The sequence below is a fragment of the Rhodococcus sp. MurmanLake-1 genome, assembly GCF_056945715.1.
Genome location: NZ_JBWZNF010000001.1, coordinates 1329935 through 1349430, shown reverse-complemented (window position 1 = coordinate 1349430; position 19496 = coordinate 1329935). Strand labels below are relative to the sequence as shown.

Below are 19496 nucleotides of genomic sequence, written 5' to 3'. Positions count from 1 at the left end.
CGGATCGGTTTGTGGCGTCGCCGTTCGGTTCGGGTGGGGAGCGGATGTATCGGACGGGTGATTTGGTCCGTTGGAACTCGATTGGTGAGTTGGAGTACATCGGTCGTACTGATTTTCAGGTGAAGTTCCGTGGTCAGCGGATCGAGTTGGGGGAGATCGAGGCGGCGTTGGTGTCGCATGGGTCGGTGTTGTCGGCTGCGGTGGTGGTGCGTGGGTCGGCGATGGGTGATCAGTTGGTGGGGTATGTGGTGCCGGCGGTGGGGTCGGTTGTGGATGTGAGTGTGTTGCGGGGGTTTGTGGGGGATCGGGTTCCGGGTTATATGGTTCCGGCTGCTGTGGTGGTGTTGGATGCGTTCCCACTTAATTCGTCGGGGAAGTTGGATCGGGCGTTGTTGCCGGAGCCGGTGTTCGAGGCTCGGGTGTTTCGGGCTCCGGTGTCGTCGGTGGAGTTGGTGGTGGCGTCGGCGTTTGTGGGTGTGTTGGGTGTTGATCGGGTGGGGTTGGATGATGATTTCTTCGAGTTGGGTGGCAACTCCCTCATCGCGATGAAGTTGGCGTCCGAACTGAGTGCATCTGTTGGTGCCGACGTCCCCGTGCGCATGCTGTTCGGTGCATCGACAGTTGAATCCCTCTCTGCCCGAATCGAAGACACACTTCGTGGCAGCGCGCCGTCGTCGAGTCAGGCGCTCGATGTTCTATTGCCGATCCGGGATGCTGGATCGTCGGTACCGGTATTCTTCATCCACCCGATGAGCGGGCTGGCATGGAAAGCCTCCGGCCTGGTTCCTCACCTCGACGCGCAGACGCCGCTCTACGGACTGCAGGCACCGGTGATGACGGAATCGTGGCATCTGCCCACATCAGTCGACGCATTAGCCGAGCGGTACGTTCGCGAGATGCTGAGTGTGAATGCGAGCGGCCCGTTCCACATCGTCGGCTACTCGCTCGGCGGGTTCATCGGACACGCGTGTGCAGTTCTATTGCGCTCGAAGGGGTTCGACGTGAAGCTGGCAATGATCGATCCTCGCGGCACTACCGAAGTCGGGGAAAACCAGGCCCGGGACAACGTCTCCGAACTGGCCGCGGGATGGGGGGTCGACGTCGGGGACACCCTGGATCTCAGTGCGTTGGGTCGGGAAGAGATCCTCGCTCTCGGTCGGTCACTCGATTCCCTGTCGTTCCTCTCCGACGATCAACTCGGATCTCTGTACGATTTTGCGATCTCAGCGGCCTCGATGATCGACGGATACGAGCCGAGCGTCTTCGACGGTGACGCTGTACTTCTCAGCGCCACCGTGGGAGTCGGTTCGATAATCGAACTTGCCGCGGCCTGGAAGCCTTACGTCAACGGAACCCTGGCTGAGACAACGGTCGAGAGTTCGCATCACTCGATGATGGAAACCGATCAGCTCGAGCTGATCGGTCCGCGATTGTCGGCGTTCTTCAGGAGCTGATCGGACCGTTAGAGGACGTCGGGACGAATCTGAGCGAGAAGCCGACGTTCTGCGTGTTTGTCGGGTCAGGTCCCGGGCCAGGGCGGGCAATAACCGACGTCGGTATATGCCTAGATCCGGATACATGAACCGATTCCGCTGTCGTACTCATGACTGTGTGTCAGGCATGCGTCGAGGCGTCGAACGAATCGGCGCAGCCGCAGGTTGTGCAGCAATACATGTTTAACTTCGTGCGCTCGGTAAGTGAAACAGCACACTACGACGAAGGCCACCTGTACGGACACGCTGCGTCGGGCGTGTAGCGATCAGGTGGCCTTCGAGGCAGATCAGGAGTTGATCAGATTCCGAGCGACCCGGCGATGAACGGCCACGATTTGTGCAGCTGATCCTGCCAGTAGCCCCACGAGTGGGTCCCTACCGGCTGGAAATCGACAACTGCCGGAATATTCAATTCATACAGGCGCTTGGCCATGTTCGAAGTGCAAAGGTTGGTCGCTGCTTCGATTGGGCCGCCGATGATGATCTGGTTCTCGGTGTACGCGCGACCATCGCTCAGGCGTGGGTTGAGAAAGGTGTCGTTCGGAATTCCAGGAAGTCCGTTGCCCGTGCTCATGTAGATCGGTGTCCCACGCAGCTTCTCGGCGTTGACGAGCGGATCGTGTTCGACCCATCCCGGTCCGTCCAATGGTCCCCACATATTGGTGATGTCGTCGACTCCGCCGATCCATTCCGTGGTCGTCCGGACGAATGCTTGTCCGAGGGGATCGCTGGTCTGTGCGCAGCCACTGTAAGCGGCAACAGAACTGTAGAAACCGGGGTACTCGATCGCCAGGTTCAGTACCGATGTACCGGACATCGAGATGGCGGAGATGGCTTGCTTGCCGTTGCTCCCCAACTCTTCGTTCAACAACGGAGGCAATTCTTTGCCCAGGAAGGTCGACCACTTATTGCGTCCAGCCTTGGGGTCGTCTTTCTCCCAGTCCGTGTAGTACGAGAGTCGACCGCCGACAGGAGTGGCGACGTTCACGTTCTTGTCGGCAAAGAACTCGACTACGTCGGTTTGCCTCTCCCACGTAGCAGCGTCTTCCCCGCCGCCGGCACCGTTCAGTAGATACACGATCGGGCGAGGCTCGGAATTGTCAGCGGGAGTGATGACCTGGATCGGAATGACCTTGTCCATCGACGCCGCATAAACATTGACTACGAGTTGACGGTCATTGACCTTCTCGACGGACTTGACGTAAGAGCCCGTCGACGCTGTTTCGGATGAGTCGCCACCGACGCGCGCGGGGACGGCCTGCGCGATACCTGCAGTGAACAGTGAACCGGCGACAGCCAACACGCCGATCTGCACGGTGCGTCGCCAGGTCGTAGAGTTTCGCGTCAAGACTTCTTACCTCTCGGTTGAAACGGTTCTCGGAAAAGCGACTGTCTATAGCTTCCCGATTGGATATGTCGACCGGATCGTCGGATACGTTACGGAGCGACCGATTCGGTAGGTCGAGATTTGGACACAGGCGTTAGTCCGAGGCGGCCCGCCGGTATCCCTTAATCGCCGGATACAGGAATACAGCGATCATTCCGAAGGACCATGCAAATGTTTTGAGCACGGGTACGAGAACTGGCCCACCGAGCGACATTCCTCGCATCGCTTCGACGGCCACCGACATCGGCTGCGCGGCGATCACCGGCTGCAACCAAACGGGATACGCCATCGTGGGCACAAAACCACTGTTGAAGAACATCAGCAGCGTGCAGCCGATGGAGACGATTTCTACGAGTGGAAGATTGTCGGACACCGTAGCCAGGGCCGTCACCATCACCGCAAAGCCGATACCGAACACAATCGGCAGAAGAAGCATTCCGATCGCGGCAACCGGGCCTTGGTTGAAACGGAATCCGGCGATGAAACCGACTCCGATGATCACGATCGTCGTCACGAGGACACGGACGGCTTCGGCGATCATTCGCCCGACCAACCCCGACGCGCGGTGGGCTGGAAGCGTCCAGAATCGGCTGAGCAGTCCGCTGGTCTTCTCCGTCCGAAGCCCGACAGCACTCGCAATGGAACCGAACATCGCGCCGACCAGAATGATCAGCGGAACAGTGCCGTAGATACTCGGCTGACCGGTGGCTGCACTGATCGAGTTCCCGAGTACAACTCGGAACATGATGAGAGTCAGGGCCGGGTACAACAACGCTTGGATTGCGGTGGACGGATCACGAGCCCAACTGACTAGTAGACGCCGAGCTTGAATCAGGCTGTGCGTCCACAGAGCTTTTGCAGAGTTTTCCGGAAGCGCGGCGTTAGGTTCCGGGAAGTTCAGCGTCCGGCCCCGTCGTAGCTCGTTCTGGTCGAGTGACTTGTCAGTGCTTGTCATCATGCCCGCCTTGTACTTGCCCAGTAGGCAAGGGGAGCGCAGACGACAAGCAGTCCCAACGACCACATCACAACCGGGAACATCGTGTGCGACGTGACACCGCCGTGCGCGAGATCGCGCATCGCGAAGGAGAATTGTGAGACTGGCTGATTACGCACGAAGGGGCGGATCCACTCGGGAAAGCCCGTCTCGGGAACGAAGCCGCACGAAAGCATGCCCAAGATCAGCTGGGGAAGGGTAAGGGCCTGGCTGGTTGCCTGCGGGCTCTTCGAGAGTGAGCCGATAGCGTCGGCGCCCAGCGACAAGCAGGTGCTGAACACCAAGGCCAAGCCGCAGAAGAGCGCTGCCTGGCCAACACCTTCGGTGAATCGAAAGCCGATCGCGTGTCCGTAGACGAGTGCGGCCGTCAACGACACCACTGAACGGACGAATCCGCTGCTCATCCGGGACAACAAGGGGACGGGCCCATAGACCGGCATGGTCTGCATGCGCGAGCTGAACCCGGTGATTTTCTCCCTTGCCGACATCTGCGCGGCTGAAATCGACGTGAAGGCCATGGCCTGCAACACGATGATCGGCATCAGGAACTGCGCGTAGTCGATGCCTTGGAGCTGCATCACGAACTTCAACGGCAAGTAGAAGCCCACTGTGAATATCAACGGAGCGATGACGGCTATGACCAGTTCGTAGCGTCGGATCATCGCCCGCAACGTGCGACCCGTGAGAACCCACCACTGCATTATCGCCGACGGATTCGGGCGACGGTGACGTCCTACTCGAGTGGCCGCAGGAACCGAGATTTCGCGGCGACCGGTCTTCTGCAGCGTCAGGTTCGGGGTTTGGTACTTGGTCGTAGTGGTCACGCAGGCTCACCGACCTCACCGGGTTCGGCAGCCTGAGGGCGTCCAGTCAACGAGAGGAAGACATCGTCGAGAGACGGGCGCCGCAGCGCGATGTCGGCAAGCGGAATTCTCGCGTGGTCGAGGCGGCGCAAGGCCTCGGCAAGCGTCGCGGATCCACGGGGTGCCGGGATCGCGATCTTTCCGTTGTCCTTGGCAATATCGAAACGAAAGTCCGGCGGAAGTAGGTTGCCCAGAGCGTTGGCTGCCGGACCGAGCAACTCGGAGGACATCGGAACGATTTCGCAGAAGCTAGCTCCGGTACGGGCCTTGAGCTGATCTGCGGTTCCTTCGGCGATGACCGATCCCTTGTCGATCACAATGATGTTGTCGCTGAGAAGGTCGGCTTCCTCGAGGTACTGCGTGGTCAGCAGAACCGTGATGCCTTGTTCTTTCAGGGTTTGGACGAGATTCCACACGCTCTGACGGCTGCGCGGATCCAATCCGGTGGTCGGTTCGTCGAGAAACACGACTTCGGGGCGAACGACGAGCCCGCACGCGATGTCGATGCGACGACGCATACCGCCCGAGTAGTTTGCCACGGTGCGAGCGCCGGCCTCGACTAGGTCGAACTCTTCCAGGAGGTCAACGGCCCGTTGCTTCGCCGATGCACGATCCAAGCCCATCAACTGTGCAAAAAGTTCGATGTTCTCGCGGCCGGTCAGTGCGTTGTCGAGTGCAGCGAACTGCCCCGTCATCATGATCGAACGACGAACCTCCGGGGCATTTCGTACCGCGTCGTATCCGGCGATCATCGCGCGTCCGCTGTCGGGACGGATCAGCGTCGACAGCACCTTGACCGTGGTGGTCTTGCCTGCCCCGTTGGGTCCCAGAATGCCGAGAACCGAACCTTTGGGGGCCTGAAAGTTGATACCGCGCAGAGCGTGCACATCCTTGAAGGACTTGTGAACGTCCTCCACGACTACCGCCGCGTCCGTCGATAAGGGCATCAATTCTCCGCTGTCTACATGGATGTTCGGGCCGAGCTGTGCTTGGACACGGCTTCTCGGCCGTGTCCTTTCTCGAGCAAGTCGTAGCCCGAGCCGGAGTCACTGGTAAGGACCCCAGTGGTTGCGGGAACCTTGTACGTCTATCTCCGGATGCACAGTGGATGTTACCGGAGGGACAACCTCGGTCCGGCCTTCGCGCGGTGCGGAGCAATGCAAATGTGCAGCTTGGCGAGAAGCCGAGGTCAGGTCGACCGACGGGAATGTGCGATATCGCACAGTGTCCGGTACCGGGCCTGATTTCGGGTCACCGACAGGTGTGAACCGTATTCGCGAGTGCTGAATGCTCGTCGAATACTACGAGTTCGTACTCGATCGACGGGTACCCCTGACTCGATCATCAAGTCGACTCCCTCTGGCGAGGTAACCTACTCCTCATGGATATCGGCACGTTGTCAGTGGTGGTTCCCGTGTACAACGAGGAGGACTACATCGCCGGGTGTTTGGAGTCCCTCGCTCGTCAAGGGGACGAAATCCTCGAGATAATTGTTATCGACAACAATTCCACCGACCGCACCCCTGAAATCGCGCGTTCTTTCGAGCAGCGGGATTCTCGAATTCGATATCTTGTAGAACCGCGTCAAGGCGTTGTTCATGCACGTAATGCCGGGTTCGACATCGCAGTGGGTGAATTCATCGGCAGGGTCGATGCGGATTCGCGTGTCGCACCAGGGTGGGCGCGAGCGGTTCGAAGTTCCTTCGCTTCTCATGATCTTGATGCCGTTACCGGTTTCTCGTTGTTTTACGAGTCACCGTTTTCAGGTCTTCAGCGAGCAGCGGTGAAGAAAGCCGAGGCCCGTGGCGATTTCCACGGAATCAAACCGGCGCACGCACTGACTGGTTCGAATATGGCGATTCGGGCGACGTCGTGGCGCTCGATCCGCGACAAGGTCAGTGATCGCACCGACATTCACGAAGACGTGGATCTGTCGCTGTGCCTGGTGAAGGCAGGGATGCAGTTCGGCACTGACCTGGACATGCGGAGCGAAATCTCCGGTCGAAGGGGAGAGACTGGACCCATCGAGTTTCTGTCATACAACAAGGCTTCGGTGACAACGCTCGAGTATCACCAGGCTATGACTACACGACTTCGTTTGATGATTCTCAAGACGTCAATTCTGCATGCTCTGTTGTGGCCGGCGTACCGAATGTACGACCGGCAAACCGATCGGTTGTCATGGCGGAAACTGCTGTCAGGTTCCGGAGCCCGCACTATGCCCGTGGATTCGTGAGAGTCGGCTACATCCTGTCCAGATTCAAGGTTTTGTACAACCTCTCGATACCGCTGTAGTCCTGGACGAACAGGTTGTTGCGCCGTCCCGATTCGATGTCGTCGAGCATCTTCTGTCCGCCGGTTACGGCTTCGATCTCCATGATTGCGCGCCAAGCGCCGAAGTCGGTTCCGCTGAAAGCGCGCATGGCGCCCTCGAAGCCTTCCAATAGATAGCTGCGATCTCCACGATCCAGGGAATCCCAGACCGACACGGCCAGTTCCCCGGCAATCGAGGCATGGCAGTACTCGTCGCGAGCGTGCAACCGGATCGTCGCGCGGTTGATCGACTGCACGCCCGGATCGTCCGAGATCAGGTCGAGGTATGCGGTGATCGACACCTCGGCGACGGTCATGAACGCCAACTGTGTCAGGGCAATCTTGCGAGACCCCTCGGCTGCGTCGAGGGCTTGCGCCCGCGTGTGGACCGTCAGGACGTCTGGCAGTGCCTTGGCCGGAAGCGCCCAGCCCCTGCCTCGACGGGTCGCTGAACTGGCATTGAAGTGCATGAGCGTGTGATATTGCTCGTCGACCATCGCCTGATTGACGGCCACTGCAGCCCAATCTCCGAGTCCGACGCCGAGTCGGTCTTCGGCGAGAACGTCGAAGCCGGGATTGACGACATACTTCTCGATGTCCATGACGTTCTTGTTGAACGCGATCCATGCCCAGGCTTGCAGGCGTTGCTTCTGCTCGGGACTCAATGCCAGGTAGGTCGGATGCTCCGCGAACGGGAGAAGTGCTTCGGGGTAGTCGGACAACGACGAATCGAAGAGATCGTCCAGTTCCGGCTCCGCCTTCTTCACGGTTGCCCGGCGCGCCCAATTGCTCGCAAGCCGACTGACGATTGCACTCTCGACCGGATCCGAGGCGTCGTACTCCGGGAGGCTGGGCGGACTCACTCCAGGTCTCATCGTGCCCTACTCTCTGTGCCCTTCGGCGATTTCTCTGTGCCCCTCGGCAATGCGATCGAACAAGCTCTGGCACTCCGCGTTCAATTCGCCGGAGCGATCGTCGAGCGCTGCCTCGGCGGTTTTCATCAGCGTCGTGAAGTCGCCGAGCGTCTCGGCCGCCGTGTCCACCTGTGAGGTGGCATCAAACAGTGCTTTTCGTGTCGCACCTGCATACGGATTGCCCGCTTGTACGTCCCAGTACACCTCCGGTTCGCCGCCGGCTACACGCGCCAGGAGCGCGAGCAAGGTCCGATGTGGGGGAGGGGCTACCGCGAGGAGATCGTCCGCGGAAACTCCGAGTTCGGCCAGGGCAACGCCGAAAGCCAGCACCGACGCGTGTGTCAGAACCTGGGTAGCTGCGGCCAACCGGTCGTGACGATCGGCGTCCATCACCGCGACCGACGCGCCCCACGAGCGCACGACGTCGAGGAATCCGGCGGACTGCGGACCGTCGACGTACGGCACTGCGATGACGGCCCGACCGCGTGGGCCGAGCGACGGACGGAACATGGGGTTGAGTCCGAGGAACTCCCCTTCTCGGCCGGCGTCGGCGATTGCCGCGTCCATCCGCGATTTGACCGACAGCGTGTCCACAACGAGAGCGCCGGATGTTCGAAGGCTCGGTAGTGCGGCTAGAGCGACCTGTTCGGGAACGGCGAGCACGATGACGCTCGAGGACTCCACGTGTGCGAGGACCCGGTCACTGGGTTTCGTGATGTCTCCGACGACTACATCTCCGTCAGGATCGCTGCCTGCTGGGTCGACGACGGTGACCGTCGACCCCCCGGCGCGAAGCAGTTCGACGAACATGGATCCGACGGCACCCAGCCCGCCGACAACCGTCGCGGTGCCTGATGCCGGCGTCATGGCTGGATCTACCCGCCGTACTCGAGGACCCGCGAGGACACCGCATCGAGTGCACGGAGCAGAGTGGACGCCTTGACCGTGGTCTCGTCGAATTCTTCTTCCGGGTCGGACAACGCTGTAATGGCACCACCGATTCCGAAGGTCACGCCGCTCTCGGTGCAGACCAGCGACCGGATCACGATCGAGAGGTCTGCGGCGCCACCGAGGGCGAAGTACCCGATCGATCCCGAGTAGACCCCACGTGGGCCTGATTCGAGGCGGTCGATGATCTCCATCGTCCGTACCTTCGGGGCGCCGGTCATCGATCCGCCGGGGAACGCGGCGCGGACACAGTCCACCGCCGACGACCCCGGGCTCAGATGTCCACGCACCGTCGACACCATTTGGTGAACGGACGAGTACGACTCGATCGCGAACAGCCTCGGAACGTGGACACTTCCCGGAACGCAGACCTTGGTGAGGTCGTTGCGAGTGAGGTCCACGATCATCAGGTTCTCGGCGCGGTCCTTCTCGCTATCGAGCAGGTCCTGCCGTAGCGCAGCATCACGCGCTCGGGTGACGCCGCGCGGACGGGTCCCTTTGATCGGCTTGGACTCGACGTTGCCGTCCGAGTCGACACGAAGGAACCGCTCAGGCGAGGCCGAGACCACCGAGATGCCGGTGAAGTCGAGAAGTGCGCTGTACGGCGTCGGATTGATCGAGCGCAGATACTCGAACGCCTGCTGTGCATCGATCGTCTCGTCGACGCTCGCCATGTTGGTCAGACACACCTCGTAGGACTCACCTGCCCGGATCTCCGAGAGGGCCGTTCCGATCAACGACAGGTACTGATCGCGATCATGCCGCAGGCGAGCCTGCGTCCAGACGGTGTCACTGATCAGCGGAACCGGGGTGCGTTCCGGAAGGTCCGCGCCGATCCGCGCCAAGGTGTCGACGGTCGATTCGAGCCAATCGTCATAGCCGGCGTCCCGGACTTTCTCGCGCAACCTCAAAACGTGAGTGCGGCCCGCGGTGTGATCGATGACGACGGCGCGGTCGGCAAACACCAGAGCGGCATCAGGAGTGGGTGCCGGATGGACTGCCCTTCCTCCGGTCTGTGCTTTCAGTTCGTAGCCGAGGTAGCCCACGTAGCCGAGGTTGAAGTCGAGTTCCGGATGTGAGGGCACGAAGCGCGTCGCGAGCTGTGCGTCCAAGTAATCGAAGAACGGGACTCGAATGTGCTCGTCGGACAAGCCTTTTCGGCTGACAGTCAGTACCTCGGCTTGCACGTCGTACGTGATGAACTCGGCCAGCGGCCCCGACGAATCGCCGAGTATCGAAAAGCGCGCACTCGGCTCTGCGGTTGCCGCGCGGTCCAGCCAGAACGCGTTCGGACCGTCGGCGAACAGTGCTGCATAGGCCGCCGACGGGTCCACTGCAAAATCGAGAATCACGTCGTCGACGTCGTAGTTGATCGCCGGCCGCAGGTCGGGTGTTTGCGAAGTCGGTTCGGGTCGGATCACCGAATCCAGAGTGCGTCCGACGGACAGATCGCGGAAGTTCGCGAGCAAATCTATGCCGAACTCGGTACTGATGGACTCCGGATGGAACTGAACGCCCCACATCGGCTTGGTCCGGTGCCGGACACCCATGAGCAGTCCGTCGGACGTCCACGCGGTGCGAACGAAGGCGTTCGGCAGATTCTCGACGGTCAACGAGTGGTAGCGAACAGCTCGGAACGGCGACGGAAGTCCGGCAAAGATGCCCGAGCCGTCGTGATCGATCAGTGAAATTCGGCCGTGCATCGGTACGGGCGCAACGACCACGTCCGCGCCGAACAACTCGCACAGGCCCTGGTGGCCGAGACAGACACCGAGAAGTGGGAGAGGCGCTTCTTCGATGAAACGGCGGCTGATTCCGAAATCACGGTCGCGATCCGGCCGGCCGGGACCTGGGGAGATGACCACGTTGTCGTACGACGCGAGATCGAGGGAATCCCAATCCGCGTCGTTGCGGACCACGGTCGGCACAACCCCGTTGACCTCGGTCAACAGGGTGAACAGGTTGTAGGTGAACGAGTCGTAATTGTCCACCAGAAGGGTGCGGGAACTCATGTCGATGATCCTGATCTCGGTCCGACGGATTCCCGAACAGTGTCCTCCTCCTCAACAGGTGCGTTGATCACCAGGTCTTCGAGTCGACAGGTCTCGGCAATCATCAGCTCGTACAGGGCGTTGAAGAAGTCAGGAGAGAGGTCGTGTCTACGAGCGAATTCACGCGCCCGCTCCTTCACGACGCGCACGCGGCCGGGTTGCATCATCGGAACCTCGCGGGAGCGCTTCCACTCACCGATACGCAGGCAGAGTTCCAGCCGCTGCCGCACCGTCTCGAGAAGTAGAGCGTCGATGGCGTCGAGGTCGCGCCGGAAGCTGTCCAATCCCTCGGCCTCGTCCGGATACGACGAGGTCTGCGTGCCTGCTTCGGAACTCGTTGTGGTCAAGAACTCTTCCACGAGGCCTCCCGGTGCTCGGCGTGACGCGAGGTCGACAACTCTTCCACGAGGCCTCCCGGTGCTCGGCGTGACGCGAGGTCGACAATGTGGTGCCCGGAACGCAACCCACCTCCGGACACCGGCACCCCGACCGACCATCGCCGTTCGGGGAGGTGTTCCACGATCGTCATTCGCCGAAACCTGCGGTGGTGCCTAATTCTGCGAAACCTGATTGGCGGGCGAATCAGGTTGCGATGCAGGCGGGTTCGTGAGTGCCTACTTGGGGGAGACCCAGGTGGTGATTTCGGCGTGGACTACTTCCTTGCCGCCCCGGTCGAAGATCGAGATGGGAACGAGAAGTTCCGTGCCACTCTCGATCGCCGCGAAGTCCGGCAAAGTCTCGAGTCGGGCGACCGCCCGCAGGCCGGTCTCGGCCTTGGCGAGGTAGTCGACCTTCATCGACTTGGGGATCCAGCGGTGCGAGTTCGGAACCGTCGCTTCGCTCAGCATGCCCATCGCGACCTCCGCGAGGTTGCAGGCTGCGATCGCGTGAAAAGTGCCGAGATGGTTTTGGACGCCCCACCATTTGGGGGAGCGGACCTCGCAGAGCCCTGGTTCCAAATTGGTCACCTGGGGGAGAACGGAGGCGAAGTAGGGCACGCGAATGGACATCGCCGCCGAGAAAACTGCATGTCCGAGGGCGTTGTCCGGCAATTTCTGCCATCCGCGATAGGTGGGGCTGGAAGTAGTCATCGGCCTATCTTACTTCTGAGTAAGGTTGTTGTCGCGCAGCTCACTCGGAAAGGCTGGTTCGGGGGAGTTGAGGAATCGGGCCAGGTACGGCATACTGGTCGGGTTGCCTTGTCCGGGACGCGGTCGTTTGCGGCCGTGATCGGGTAAGGGTAAGACGTCACAGACGATCGATCGCAGATCCCGTCAGGGTAATCGGGTCAACGACTGTGACCATGCAAGACATGCAAGACGAGAAGTAATGCAGGACGGAAGCAGTACCTACTTTGTGTTCGACATCGAACACGTCCGGTACGCATCACGCGCCAGATGATCGAAAGATTGTCCGGCGCAGGATGAGTGAGAAGGCGACACGCCCGACCGCGTGTACCGGAGAACAATGACAAACGAACAGCGGCAGCAGATCCTGATCTGATCCGATGCTCGGTTTACCGCTAACACGGTCTTCCGAACTTTCGGACTTGGTCCCGATCGCTTCAGTGTTCGTCGTGTCATCGTCCAGGCAAGGACTGTGCAGACGAGGTAGCTCGAGCCTGACCAGGCGGGCTACGAAACGCGGCAAGAAAAGGACACTAAGCGTGGCGGGACAAAAGATCCGCATCAGGCTCAAGGCCTACGACCACGAGGCGATCGACGCGTCAGCGCGCAAGATCGTCGAGACGGTAACCCGTACGGGTGCCCGCGTCGTTGGACCTGTGCCGTTGCCGACCGAGAAGAACGTATATTGCGTCATCCGCTCGCCGCACAAGTACAAGGACTCGCGCGAGCACTTCGAGATGCGTACTCACAAGCGGCTGATCGACATTCTCGACCCGACGCCGAAGACGGTTGACGCGCTCATGCGCATCGACCTTCCGGCCAGTGTCGACGTGAACATTCAGTGACGGCGGAGACAAAAACAATGACTGATACCAAGATCAAGGGAATCCTGGGCACCAAGCTCGGCATGACCCAGGTCTTCGACGAGAACAACCGGGTTGTCCCGGTCACCGTCGTGAAGGCTGGGCCGAACGTCGTAACCCAGATCCGTACCGAAGAGCGTGACGGCTACAGCGCCGTTCAGCTCGCGTTCGGCGCCATCGACCCGCGCAAGGTGAACAAGCCGACTTCCGGCCAGTTCACCAAGGCTGGTGTGACCCCGCGTCGCCACGTAGTGGAGCTCCGCGTTGCGGACACCTCCGACTACGAGGTCGGCCAGGAGCTCACCGCCGAGGTCTTCGAGGACGGCGCATACGTCGACGTCACCGGAACCAGCAAGGGCAAGGGCTTCGCCGGAACCATGAAGCGTCACGGCTTCAAGGGACAGGGCGCGTCGCACGGTACCCAGGCTGTTCACCGCCGCCCGGGCTCCATCGGTGGCTGTGCAACTCCCGGCCGCGTGTTCAAGGGCATGCGCATGTCCGGACGCATGGGTAGCGACCGCATCACGACGCAGAACCTCTCGGTCCACAAGGTGGATGCCGAGAACGGCCTGCTGCTGATCAAGGGTGCGATCCCCGGCCGCAAGGGCGGCCTCGTGATCGTCAAGAGTGCAGTGAAGGGTGGTGCACGGGCATGACCAGCACCGAGACCAAGTTGACCCTGGACGTCAAGGTCGCCGGCGGCAAGACCAACGGCACCGTCGATCTCCCCGCTGAGATCTTCGACGCTCCGGCCAACATCGCGCTTCTCCATCAGGTTGTCGTCGCGCAGCTCGCAGCTGCTCGTCAGGGAACCCACTCCACCAAGACCCGCGGCGACGTCCGCGGCGGTGGCAAGAAGCCGTACCGCCAGAAGGGCACCGGCCGCGCACGCCAGGGCTCGACTCGCGCACCGCAGTTCGTCGGCGGCGGAACCGTTCACGGCCCGCAGCCGCGTGACTACAGCCAGCGCACCCCCAAGAAGATGAAGGCAGCCGCTCTTCGCGGAGCCCTCTCTGACCGCGCACGCAACGAGCGCATCCACGTCATCACCGAACTGGTTGCAGGGCAGACGCCTTCGACCAAGGGCGCAATCGCGTTCCTCGGTGAGATTTCGGATCGCAAGAAGCTGCTGCTCGTCGTGGGTCGCCAGGATGTAGCCGCTTGGAAGAGCGTGCAGAACCTGGAAGGCGTGCATCCCATTGCACCCGACCAGCTCAACACCTACGACGTGCTCAATGCAGACGATGTCGTGTTCAGCGTCGAGGCACTCAACGCGTTCATCCACGGGCCCGCAGAGAGCGCTCAGAACAAGGAGGACGCCAAGTGAGCACCATCGCTGACCCCCGCGACATCCTGCTCGCTCCGGTCATCTCCGAGAAGTCCTACGGACTGATCGAGGAAGGCACCTACACCTTCCTGGTGCACCCGGACTCGAACAAGACGCAGATCAAGATTGCCGTCGAGAAGGTCTTCGGCGTCAAGGTGACCAGCGTCAACACCGCCAACCGTCAGGGCAAGCGTAAGCGGACCCGATTCGGTTACGGCAAGCGCAAGGACACCAAGCGCGCGCTCGTGACCCTGTCCGCTGACAGCAAGCCCATCGAGATCTTCGGAGGACCGGTCGCGTAAGCGCCGGGACTTGACGAGACATAGAGGACGAGAAGACTCATGGCAATCCGTAAGTACAAGCCGACAACACCGGGCCGTCGTGGCTCGAGCGTCTCGGACTTCGCCGAGATCACTCGGTCAACCCCCGAGAAGTCGCTGGTTCGCCCGCTGCACGGTCGCGGTGGACGTAACGCACACGGTCGTATCACCACCCGTCACAAGGGTGGCGGACACAAGCGTGCATACCGACTGATCGATTTCCGTCGCAACGACAAGGACGGCATCCCGGCAAAGGTCGCTCACATCGAGTACGACCCCAACCGCACAGCAAACATCGCACTCCTGCATTACGCAGACGGTGAGAAGCGCTACATCATCGCCCCCAAGGGCCTGGTGCAGGGTTCACCGGTCGAGTCCGGTGCAGGCGCCGACATCAAGCCGGGCAACAACCTGCCGCTGCGCAACATCCCGACTGGTACCACCATCCACGGTGTGGAACTGCGTCCCGGCGGCGGAGCCAAGATGGCTCGTTCCGCAGGCGCCAGCATCCAGCTCCTCGGTAAGGAAGGCAGCTACGCCACGCTGCGTATGCCTTCCGGTGAAATCCGTCGCGTCGACGTGCGCTGCCGCGCATCCGTCGGCGAGGTCGGCAACGCCGAGCAGTCGAACATCAACTGGGGCAAGGCCGGCCGTATGCGTTGGAAGGGCAAGCGCCCGACCGTTCGTGGTGTCGTGATGAACCCGGTCGACCACCCGCACGGTGGCGGCGAGGGCAAGACCTCAGGTGGACGCCACCCGGTCAGCCCGTGGGGTAAGCCTGAAGGCCGTACCCGCAAGAACAAGGCAAGCGACAAGATGATCGTCCGTCGCCGCCGCACCGGCAAGAACAAGCGCTAGGAGGGAGTGAAGGATGCCACGCAGCCTTAAGAAGGGCCCGTTCGTCGATGACCACCTCCTCGCGAAGGTGGATGTACAGAACGAAAAGGGAACCAAGCAGGTCATCAAGACCTGGTCCCGTCGTTCGACAATCATCCCGGACTTCATCGGCCACACGTTTGCAGTTCACGACGGCCGCAAGCACGTCCCCGTGTTCGTTTCCGACTCCATGGTCGGACACAAGCTCGGAGAGTTTGCACCGACCCGCACGTTCAAGGGTCACATCAAGGATGATCGGAAGGCGAAGAGGCGATGAGCAACACCGAAACCGCCAACCCGACTGCCAAGGCTGTAGCGAAGCACGTTCGCGTTACGCCGATGAAGGCACGTCGAGTTGTGGACCTGGTCCGCGGGCGCTCGGTTGAAGACGCCCTGAACATCCTGAAGTTCGCGCCGCAGGCAGCGAGCGAGCCGGTCGCCAAGGTGATCGCCTCCGCAGCAGCCAACGCCGAGAACAACCTCGACCTCGACCCCAGCACGCTTGTCGTTGCTACGGCGTTCGTGGACGAGGGCGCGACCCTCAAGCGGTTCCAGCCGCGTGCACAGGGACGTGCGTTCCGTATTCGCAAGCGCACCAGTCACATCACCGTGATCGTGGAGAGCCTGCCGAAGACCGGAACATCGACCCGTAATCGCCGGAAGGGAAGTGCTCAGTAGTGGGCCAGAAAATCAACCCGCACGGCTTCCGTCTCGGCATCACCACCGACTGGAAGTCTCGCTGGTACGCAGACAAGCAGTACGCGGAGTACGTCAAGGAAGACGTCGCGATCCGTAAGCTCCTCGCCACCGGCATGGAGCGCGCAGGAATCGCGAAGGTCGAAATCGAGCGCACCCGTGACCGTGTTCGCGTGGACATCCACACTGCACGTCCGGGCATCGTCATCGGCCGCCGCGGCGCCGAAGCCGATCGCATCCGCTCCGAGCTCGAGAAGCTGACCGGCAAGCAGGTTCAGCTGAACATCCTCGAGGTCAAGAACGCAGAAGCTGAAGCACAGCTCGTCGCACAGGGTGTGGCCGAGCAGCTCTCGAACCGCGTTGCCTTCCGTCGTGCAATGCGCAAGGCCATCCAGTCGGCCATGCGTCAGCCCAACGTCAAGGGAATCCGCGTTCAGTGCTCCGGTCGTCTCGGCGGCGCCGAGATGTCCCGGTCGGAGTTCTACCGCGAAGGCCGTGTGCCGCTGCACACGCTTCGTGCGGACATCGACTACGGCCTCTACGAGGCCAAGACCACCTTCGGTCGCATCGGCGTCAAGGTCTGGATCTACAAGGGCGACATCGTCGGTGGCAAGCGTGAGCTCGCCGCCAACACGGCCGCACCGGCCGGGGATCGCCCGCGTCGTGAGCGTCCGAGCCGTCCGCGTCGTTCCGGTGCCACCGGTACCACTGCGACCAGCACCGAGGCCGGCCGCGCAGCGACCGCAACCGCCGATGCTCCCGCAACTGAACAGAATCAGGAGGGCTGACGCATGTTGATCCCACGGCGGGTCAAGCACCGCAAGCAGCACCACCCGAGCCGTTCGGGTGCCGCCAAGGGCGGTACCCAGGTGACCTTCGGTGACTACGGCATCCAGGCTCTCGAGCCTGCCTACATCACCAACCGGCAGATCGAGTCCGCTCGTATCGCCATGACTCGGCACATCAAGCGTGGCGGCAAGATCTGGATCAACATCTTCCCGGATCGCCCCCTCACGAAGAAGCCGGCCGAAACCCGAATGGGTTCCGGTAAGGGTTCGCCCGAGTGGTGGATTGCCAACGTCAAGCCCGGACGCGTTCTGTTCGAGATGACATACCCCAACGAGGAGATTGCTCGTGAGGCCCTGCGCCGCGCGATGCACAAGCTCCCGTGCAAGTGCCGGATCGTGACCAGAGAGGAGCAGTTCTGATGGCTACTGGAACCCCAGCAGCAGAGCTCCGCGAGCTCAGTGAAGACGAGCTGGTCACCCGGCTCCGTGAGTCGAAGGAAGAGCTTTTCAACCTTCGTTTCCAGATGGCTACCGGCCAGATGGACAACAACCGACGACTGCGCACCGTTCGTCACGAGATCGCGCGCATCTACACCGTCCTGCGTGAGCGTGAGCTCGGACTCGCTGTGGGTCCGGATGCAGGTGACGCGGCATGAGTGAGGAAAAAGCAGTGAGCACAGAAGAGCGCGCGAGCCGTAAGGTCCGTGTCGGATACGTAGTGTCCGACAAGATGGAAAAGACGATCGTGGTCGAGCTCGAAGACCGCGTCAAGCACAAGCTCTACGGCAAGATCATCCGCCGTACGACCAAGGTGAAGGCGCACGACGAGAACGGCGTTGCCGGCGTCGGCGACCGCGTTCAGCTGATGGAAACCCGTCCGCTGTCCGCGACGAAGCACTGGCGTCTGGTCGAGGTCCTCGAAAAGGCCAAGTAAGCCTGATCGAATCCTCGAGCTGATCGAGTATCACCGAATGGCCCGCTTCCCCTTGGGGGAGTGGGCCATTCGGCTTTCCAGGGGCTTTCCAGGGGCTTTCCGGGCGAAGGGTTCGAGTTGCGTCGAGTACGGCTGATTTGGTATTCGGTGAACCCTTCCCTACAATAGAACGGTTGCCTGTGGCAGAGGTGTGTCTTCACGTGCGCAGCTCGAACGGTGCTTGCAGTGATCGTCTCCCGACGTCAGTCGGTGGGACTGCAGCTCAGACACGACGCAGGTGGCAACAATGACCGCGCGCACCGGGTCGGTAATCCGTTGCGCACGAAATTCCAGGTCTAGGGAGATCAAGTGATTCAGCAGGAGTCGCGAGTTCGCGTCGCTGATAACACGGGTGCCAAGGAAATCCTTTGCATCCGCGTTCTCGGCGGTTCGTCACGTCGCTACGCCGGGATCGGTGACGTCATCGTCGCCACCGTCAAGGACGCAATCCCCGGTGGAAACATCAAGAAGGGTGAGGTCGTCAAGGCCGTCATCGTTCGCACGACCAAGGAGCGCCGTCGTCCGGACGGTTCCTACATCAAGTTCGACGAGAACGCTGCAGTGCTCATCAAGGCTGACAGTGATCCCCGTGGAACCCGCATCTTCGGACCCGTCGGCCGTGAGCTGCGCGAGAAGAAGTTCATGAAGATCGTTTCGCTTGCCCCGGAGGTGCTGTGATGAAGGTGCACAAGGGTGACACCGTTCTGGTCATCGCCGGCAAGGACAAGGGCGCGAAGGGCAAGGTCATTCAGGCCTACCCCGCGACCGACAAGGTCCTCGTCGAAGGCGTGAACCGAATCAAGAAGCACACCGCGGTTTCCGCGAACGAGCGCGGAGCATCCTCCGGCGGCATCGTCACGCAGGAAGCCCCGATCCACGTTTCCAACGTTGCAGTCGTCGACTCGGACGGAAACCCCACCCGCGTGGGCTACCGCACCGACGAAGAGTCCGGCAAGCGCGTTCGGATTTCCCGGAAGAACGGGAAGGACATCTGACATGACCTCCACCGAAAACAAGGTCCAGCCGCGCCTCAAGGCACGCTACCGCGCTGAGATCAAGGACGCGCTCAACAGCGAGTTCGACTACTCGAACGTCATGCAGATCCCCGGCGTGGTCAAGGTTGTCGTCAACATGGGCGTCGGCGACGCTGCCCGTGACGCCAAGCTGATCAACGGCGCTGTCCATGACCTGTCGCTGATCACGGGCCAGAAGCCCGAGATCCGCAAGGCACGTAAGTCCATCGCGCAGTTCAAGCTCCGCGAAGGTATGCCCATCGGCGCACGCGTCACCCTCCGTGGTGACCGCATGTGGGAGTTCCTGGACCGCCTCGTGTCTGTCGCTCTGCCCCGTATCCGCGACTTCCGCGGTCTCTCGGGCAACCAGTTCGACGGCAACGGCAACTACACGTTCGGCCTCAACGAGCAGTCGATGTTCCACGAGATCGACGTGGACAAGATCGATCGCCCCCGCGGTATGGACATCACCGTCGTGACCACCGCAACCAACAACGAAGAAGGCCGTGCACTGCTCAAGCACCTCGGCTTCCCGTTCAAGGAGAACTGA

26 protein-coding genes are annotated in these 19496 nt (G+C 61.3%); 16 read left to right on the top strand and 10 right to left on the bottom strand.

The annotated features are described in order from the left end of the window. The coding region (locus AC2ETI_RS06295) for a phosphopantetheine-binding protein (protein ID WP_483633666.1) at positions 1–1454 on the top strand (1454 nt) is incomplete at its 5' end. A gap of 337 nt (positions 1455–1791) precedes the next feature. On the opposite strand, the gene AC2ETI_RS06290 is transcribed toward AC2ETI_RS06295, so the two are convergent. The 4 genes from AC2ETI_RS06290 to AC2ETI_RS06275 form a co-directional block, all read right to left on the bottom strand. Further along, the gene (locus tag AC2ETI_RS06290) at positions 1792–2841 is read right to left on the bottom strand and encodes an alpha/beta hydrolase (RefSeq protein ID WP_230359667.1); all 1050 of its coding nucleotides are present in this window, start codon (positions 2839–2841) and stop codon (positions 1792–1794) included. A 133-nt stretch (positions 2842–2974) separates the two neighbouring features. Continuing rightward, complete coding sequence (locus tag AC2ETI_RS06285) at positions 2975–3838, bottom strand: ABC transporter permease (RefSeq protein WP_019747544.1); 864 nt, start codon at positions 3836–3838, stop codon at positions 2975–2977. Beyond that, a complete protein-coding gene (locus AC2ETI_RS06280; protein WP_051119122.1) occupies positions 3835–4665 on the bottom strand; it encodes an ABC transporter permease in 831 nt (276 codons plus the stop codon). The genes AC2ETI_RS06285 and AC2ETI_RS06280 overlap by 4 nt, the downstream gene beginning before the upstream one ends. Positions 4666–4694: 29 nt before the next feature. Further along, complete coding sequence (locus AC2ETI_RS06275) at positions 4695–5684, bottom strand: daunorubicin resistance protein DrrA family ABC transporter ATP-binding protein (protein WP_029537835.1); 990 nt, start codon at positions 5682–5684, stop codon at positions 4695–4697. Between the two features lie 434 nt (positions 5685–6118). Here AC2ETI_RS06275 and AC2ETI_RS06270 point away from each other — a divergent pair, with 434 nt between their 5' ends. After that, positions 6119–6973, top strand: coding sequence for a glycosyltransferase family 2 protein (locus AC2ETI_RS06270; RefSeq protein ID WP_387404276.1), 855 nt, complete (start codon positions 6119–6121; stop codon positions 6971–6973). Positions 6974–6980: 7 nt separating this feature from the next. Here the strand turns inward: AC2ETI_RS06270 and AC2ETI_RS06265 are convergent, their stop codons facing one another. The 6 genes from AC2ETI_RS06265 to AC2ETI_RS06240 all read right to left on the bottom strand — a co-directional run bounded on the left by AC2ETI_RS06265 (position 6981) and on the right by AC2ETI_RS06240 (position 12054). Continuing rightward, a complete protein-coding gene (locus tag AC2ETI_RS06265; protein WP_279219696.1) occupies positions 6981–7925 on the bottom strand; it encodes a diiron oxygenase in 945 nt (314 codons plus the stop codon). Positions 7926–7931: 6 nt separating this feature from the next. Next, positions 7932–8831: a prephenate dehydrogenase dimerization domain-containing protein gene (locus AC2ETI_RS06260; protein WP_483633665.1), complete on the bottom strand. Its 900-nt coding sequence runs from the start codon at positions 8829–8831 to the stop codon at positions 7932–7934. Between the two features lie 8 nt (positions 8832–8839). After that, positions 8840–10924 (bottom strand): aminodeoxychorismate synthase component I, encoded by a 2085-nt coding sequence (gene pabB, locus AC2ETI_RS06255; protein WP_483633664.1) that lies wholly within the window; start codon positions 10922–10924, stop codon positions 8840–8842. Further along, positions 10921–11310, bottom strand: a complete 390-nt coding sequence (locus tag AC2ETI_RS06250; protein WP_483633663.1) for a chorismate mutase family protein — start codon at positions 11308–11310, stop codon at positions 10921–10923. The genes pabB and AC2ETI_RS06250 overlap by 4 nt, the downstream gene beginning before the upstream one ends. After that, complete coding sequence (locus AC2ETI_RS06245; RefSeq protein ID WP_228118197.1) at positions 11307–11492, bottom strand: hypothetical protein; 186 nt, start codon at positions 11490–11492, stop codon at positions 11307–11309. Before AC2ETI_RS06245 ends, AC2ETI_RS06250 begins: the two co-directional genes overlap by 4 nt. Before the next feature lie 85 nt (positions 11493–11577). Further along, a complete protein-coding gene (locus tag AC2ETI_RS06240) occupies positions 11578–12054 on the bottom strand; it encodes a hotdog fold domain-containing protein (protein WP_483633662.1) in 477 nt (158 codons plus the stop codon). A 575-nt stretch (positions 12055–12629) separates the two neighbouring features. Between AC2ETI_RS06240 and rpsJ the strand changes: the two genes are divergently transcribed. The 14 genes from rpsJ to rplE all read left to right on the top strand — a co-directional run bounded on the left by rpsJ (position 12630) and on the right by rplE (position 19496). Next, entirely contained in the window at positions 12630–12935 is a 306-nt protein-coding gene (rpsJ, locus tag AC2ETI_RS06235) for a 30S ribosomal protein S10 (RefSeq protein WP_003938093.1), read from the top strand. Positions 12936–12952: 17 nt separating this feature from the next. After that, positions 12953–13609 carry a 50S ribosomal protein L3 gene (gene rplC / locus AC2ETI_RS06230; RefSeq protein ID WP_003940826.1) on the top strand — a complete coding sequence of 219 codons (657 nt, stop codon included), beginning with the start codon at positions 12953–12955 and terminating at the stop codon, positions 13607–13609. After that, the gene (gene rplD, locus AC2ETI_RS06225) at positions 13606–14280 is read left to right on the top strand and encodes a 50S ribosomal protein L4 (RefSeq protein ID WP_003940723.1); all 675 of its coding nucleotides are present in this window, start codon (positions 13606–13608) and stop codon (positions 14278–14280) included. The genes rplC and rplD overlap by 4 nt, the downstream gene beginning before the upstream one ends. After that, positions 14277–14582 carry a 50S ribosomal protein L23 gene (gene rplW, locus AC2ETI_RS06220; RefSeq protein WP_003940990.1) on the top strand — a complete coding sequence of 102 codons (306 nt, stop codon included), beginning with the start codon at positions 14277–14279 and terminating at the stop codon, positions 14580–14582. Before rplD ends, rplW begins: the two co-directional genes overlap by 4 nt. 39 nt (positions 14583–14621) lie before the next feature. After that, positions 14622–15458, top strand: coding sequence for a 50S ribosomal protein L2 (gene rplB / locus AC2ETI_RS06215; RefSeq protein WP_003940895.1), 837 nt, complete (start codon positions 14622–14624; stop codon positions 15456–15458). A gap of 13 nt (positions 15459–15471) precedes the next feature. After that, the gene (rpsS, locus tag AC2ETI_RS06210) at positions 15472–15753 is read left to right on the top strand and encodes a 30S ribosomal protein S19 (protein WP_003940820.1); all 282 of its coding nucleotides are present in this window, start codon (positions 15472–15474) and stop codon (positions 15751–15753) included. Continuing rightward, positions 15750–16154, top strand: coding sequence for a 50S ribosomal protein L22 (rplV, locus tag AC2ETI_RS06205; protein ID WP_003940717.1), 405 nt, complete (start codon positions 15750–15752; stop codon positions 16152–16154). Before rpsS ends, rplV begins: the two co-directional genes overlap by 4 nt. Continuing rightward, positions 16154–16960, top strand: coding sequence for a 30S ribosomal protein S3 (gene rpsC, locus AC2ETI_RS06200; protein ID WP_003941003.1), 807 nt, complete (start codon positions 16154–16156; stop codon positions 16958–16960). The genes rplV and rpsC overlap by 1 nt, the downstream gene beginning before the upstream one ends. A 3-nt stretch (positions 16961–16963) precedes the next feature. After that, positions 16964–17380 carry a 50S ribosomal protein L16 gene (gene rplP / locus AC2ETI_RS06195; protein WP_003940899.1) on the top strand — a complete coding sequence of 139 codons (417 nt, stop codon included), beginning with the start codon at positions 16964–16966 and terminating at the stop codon, positions 17378–17380. Next, a complete protein-coding gene (gene rpmC / locus AC2ETI_RS06190; protein ID WP_003940734.1) occupies positions 17380–17616 on the top strand; it encodes a 50S ribosomal protein L29 in 237 nt (78 codons plus the stop codon). Before rplP ends, rpmC begins: the two co-directional genes overlap by 1 nt. Further along, a complete protein-coding gene (gene rpsQ / locus AC2ETI_RS06185; RefSeq protein ID WP_003941020.1) occupies positions 17613–17894 on the top strand; it encodes a 30S ribosomal protein S17 in 282 nt (93 codons plus the stop codon). The genes rpmC and rpsQ overlap by 4 nt, the downstream gene beginning before the upstream one ends. Before the next feature lie 348 nt (positions 17895–18242). Then, positions 18243–18611, top strand: a complete 369-nt coding sequence (gene rplN / locus AC2ETI_RS06180) for a 50S ribosomal protein L14 (RefSeq protein ID WP_003940951.1) — start codon at positions 18243–18245, stop codon at positions 18609–18611. Beyond that, complete coding sequence (gene rplX / locus AC2ETI_RS06175) at positions 18611–18928, top strand: 50S ribosomal protein L24 (protein WP_003941019.1); 318 nt, start codon at positions 18611–18613, stop codon at positions 18926–18928. Before rplN ends, rplX begins: the two co-directional genes overlap by 1 nt. A 1-nt stretch (position 18929) precedes the next feature. Next, complete coding sequence (gene rplE / locus AC2ETI_RS06170) at positions 18930–19496, top strand: 50S ribosomal protein L5 (protein ID WP_003940924.1); 567 nt, start codon at positions 18930–18932, stop codon at positions 19494–19496.

Coding starts and splice junctions, on each gene's coding strand:
- AC2ETI_RS06285 (WP_019747544.1), bottom strand. CDS start 3,838: ATGATGACAAGCACTGACAAGTCACTCGACCAGAACGAGCTACGACGG.
- AC2ETI_RS06275 (WP_029537835.1), bottom strand. CDS start 5,684: ATGCCCTTATCGACGGACGCGGCGGTAGTCGTGGAGGACGTTCACAAG.
- AC2ETI_RS06270 (WP_387404276.1), top strand. CDS start 6,119: ATGGATATCGGCACGTTGTCAGTGGTGGTTCCCGTGTACAACGAGGAG.
- AC2ETI_RS06265 (WP_279219696.1), bottom strand. CDS start 7,925: ATGAGACCTGGAGTGAGTCCGCCCAGCCTCCCGGAGTACGACGCCTCG.
- AC2ETI_RS06260 (WP_483633665.1), bottom strand. CDS start 8,831: ATGACGCCGGCATCAGGCACCGCGACGGTTGTCGGCGGGCTGGGTGCC.
- pabB (WP_483633664.1), bottom strand. CDS start 10,924: ATGAGTTCCCGCACCCTTCTGGTGGACAATTACGACTCGTTCACCTAC.
- AC2ETI_RS06245 (WP_228118197.1), bottom strand. CDS start 11,492: ATGACGATCGTGGAACACCTCCCCGAACGGCGATGGTCGGTCGGGGTG.
- AC2ETI_RS06240 (WP_483633662.1), bottom strand. CDS start 12,054: ATGACTACTTCCAGCCCCACCTATCGCGGATGGCAGAAATTGCCGGAC.
- rplC (WP_003940826.1), top strand. CDS start 12,953: ATGACTGATACCAAGATCAAGGGAATCCTGGGCACCAAGCTCGGCATG.
- rplD (WP_003940723.1), top strand. CDS start 13,606: ATGACCAGCACCGAGACCAAGTTGACCCTGGACGTCAAGGTCGCCGGC.
- rplB (WP_003940895.1), top strand. CDS start 14,622: ATGGCAATCCGTAAGTACAAGCCGACAACACCGGGCCGTCGTGGCTCG.
- rpsS (WP_003940820.1), top strand. CDS start 15,472: ATGCCACGCAGCCTTAAGAAGGGCCCGTTCGTCGATGACCACCTCCTC.
- rplV (WP_003940717.1), top strand. CDS start 15,750: ATGAGCAACACCGAAACCGCCAACCCGACTGCCAAGGCTGTAGCGAAG.
- rplP (WP_003940899.1), top strand. CDS start 16,964: ATGTTGATCCCACGGCGGGTCAAGCACCGCAAGCAGCACCACCCGAGC.
- rpmC (WP_003940734.1), top strand. CDS start 17,380: ATGGCTACTGGAACCCCAGCAGCAGAGCTCCGCGAGCTCAGTGAAGAC.
- rpsQ (WP_003941020.1), top strand. CDS start 17,613: ATGAGTGAGGAAAAAGCAGTGAGCACAGAAGAGCGCGCGAGCCGTAAG.
- rplX (WP_003941019.1), top strand. CDS start 18,611: ATGAAGGTGCACAAGGGTGACACCGTTCTGGTCATCGCCGGCAAGGAC.
- rplE (WP_003940924.1), top strand. CDS start 18,930: ATGACCTCCACCGAAAACAAGGTCCAGCCGCGCCTCAAGGCACGCTAC.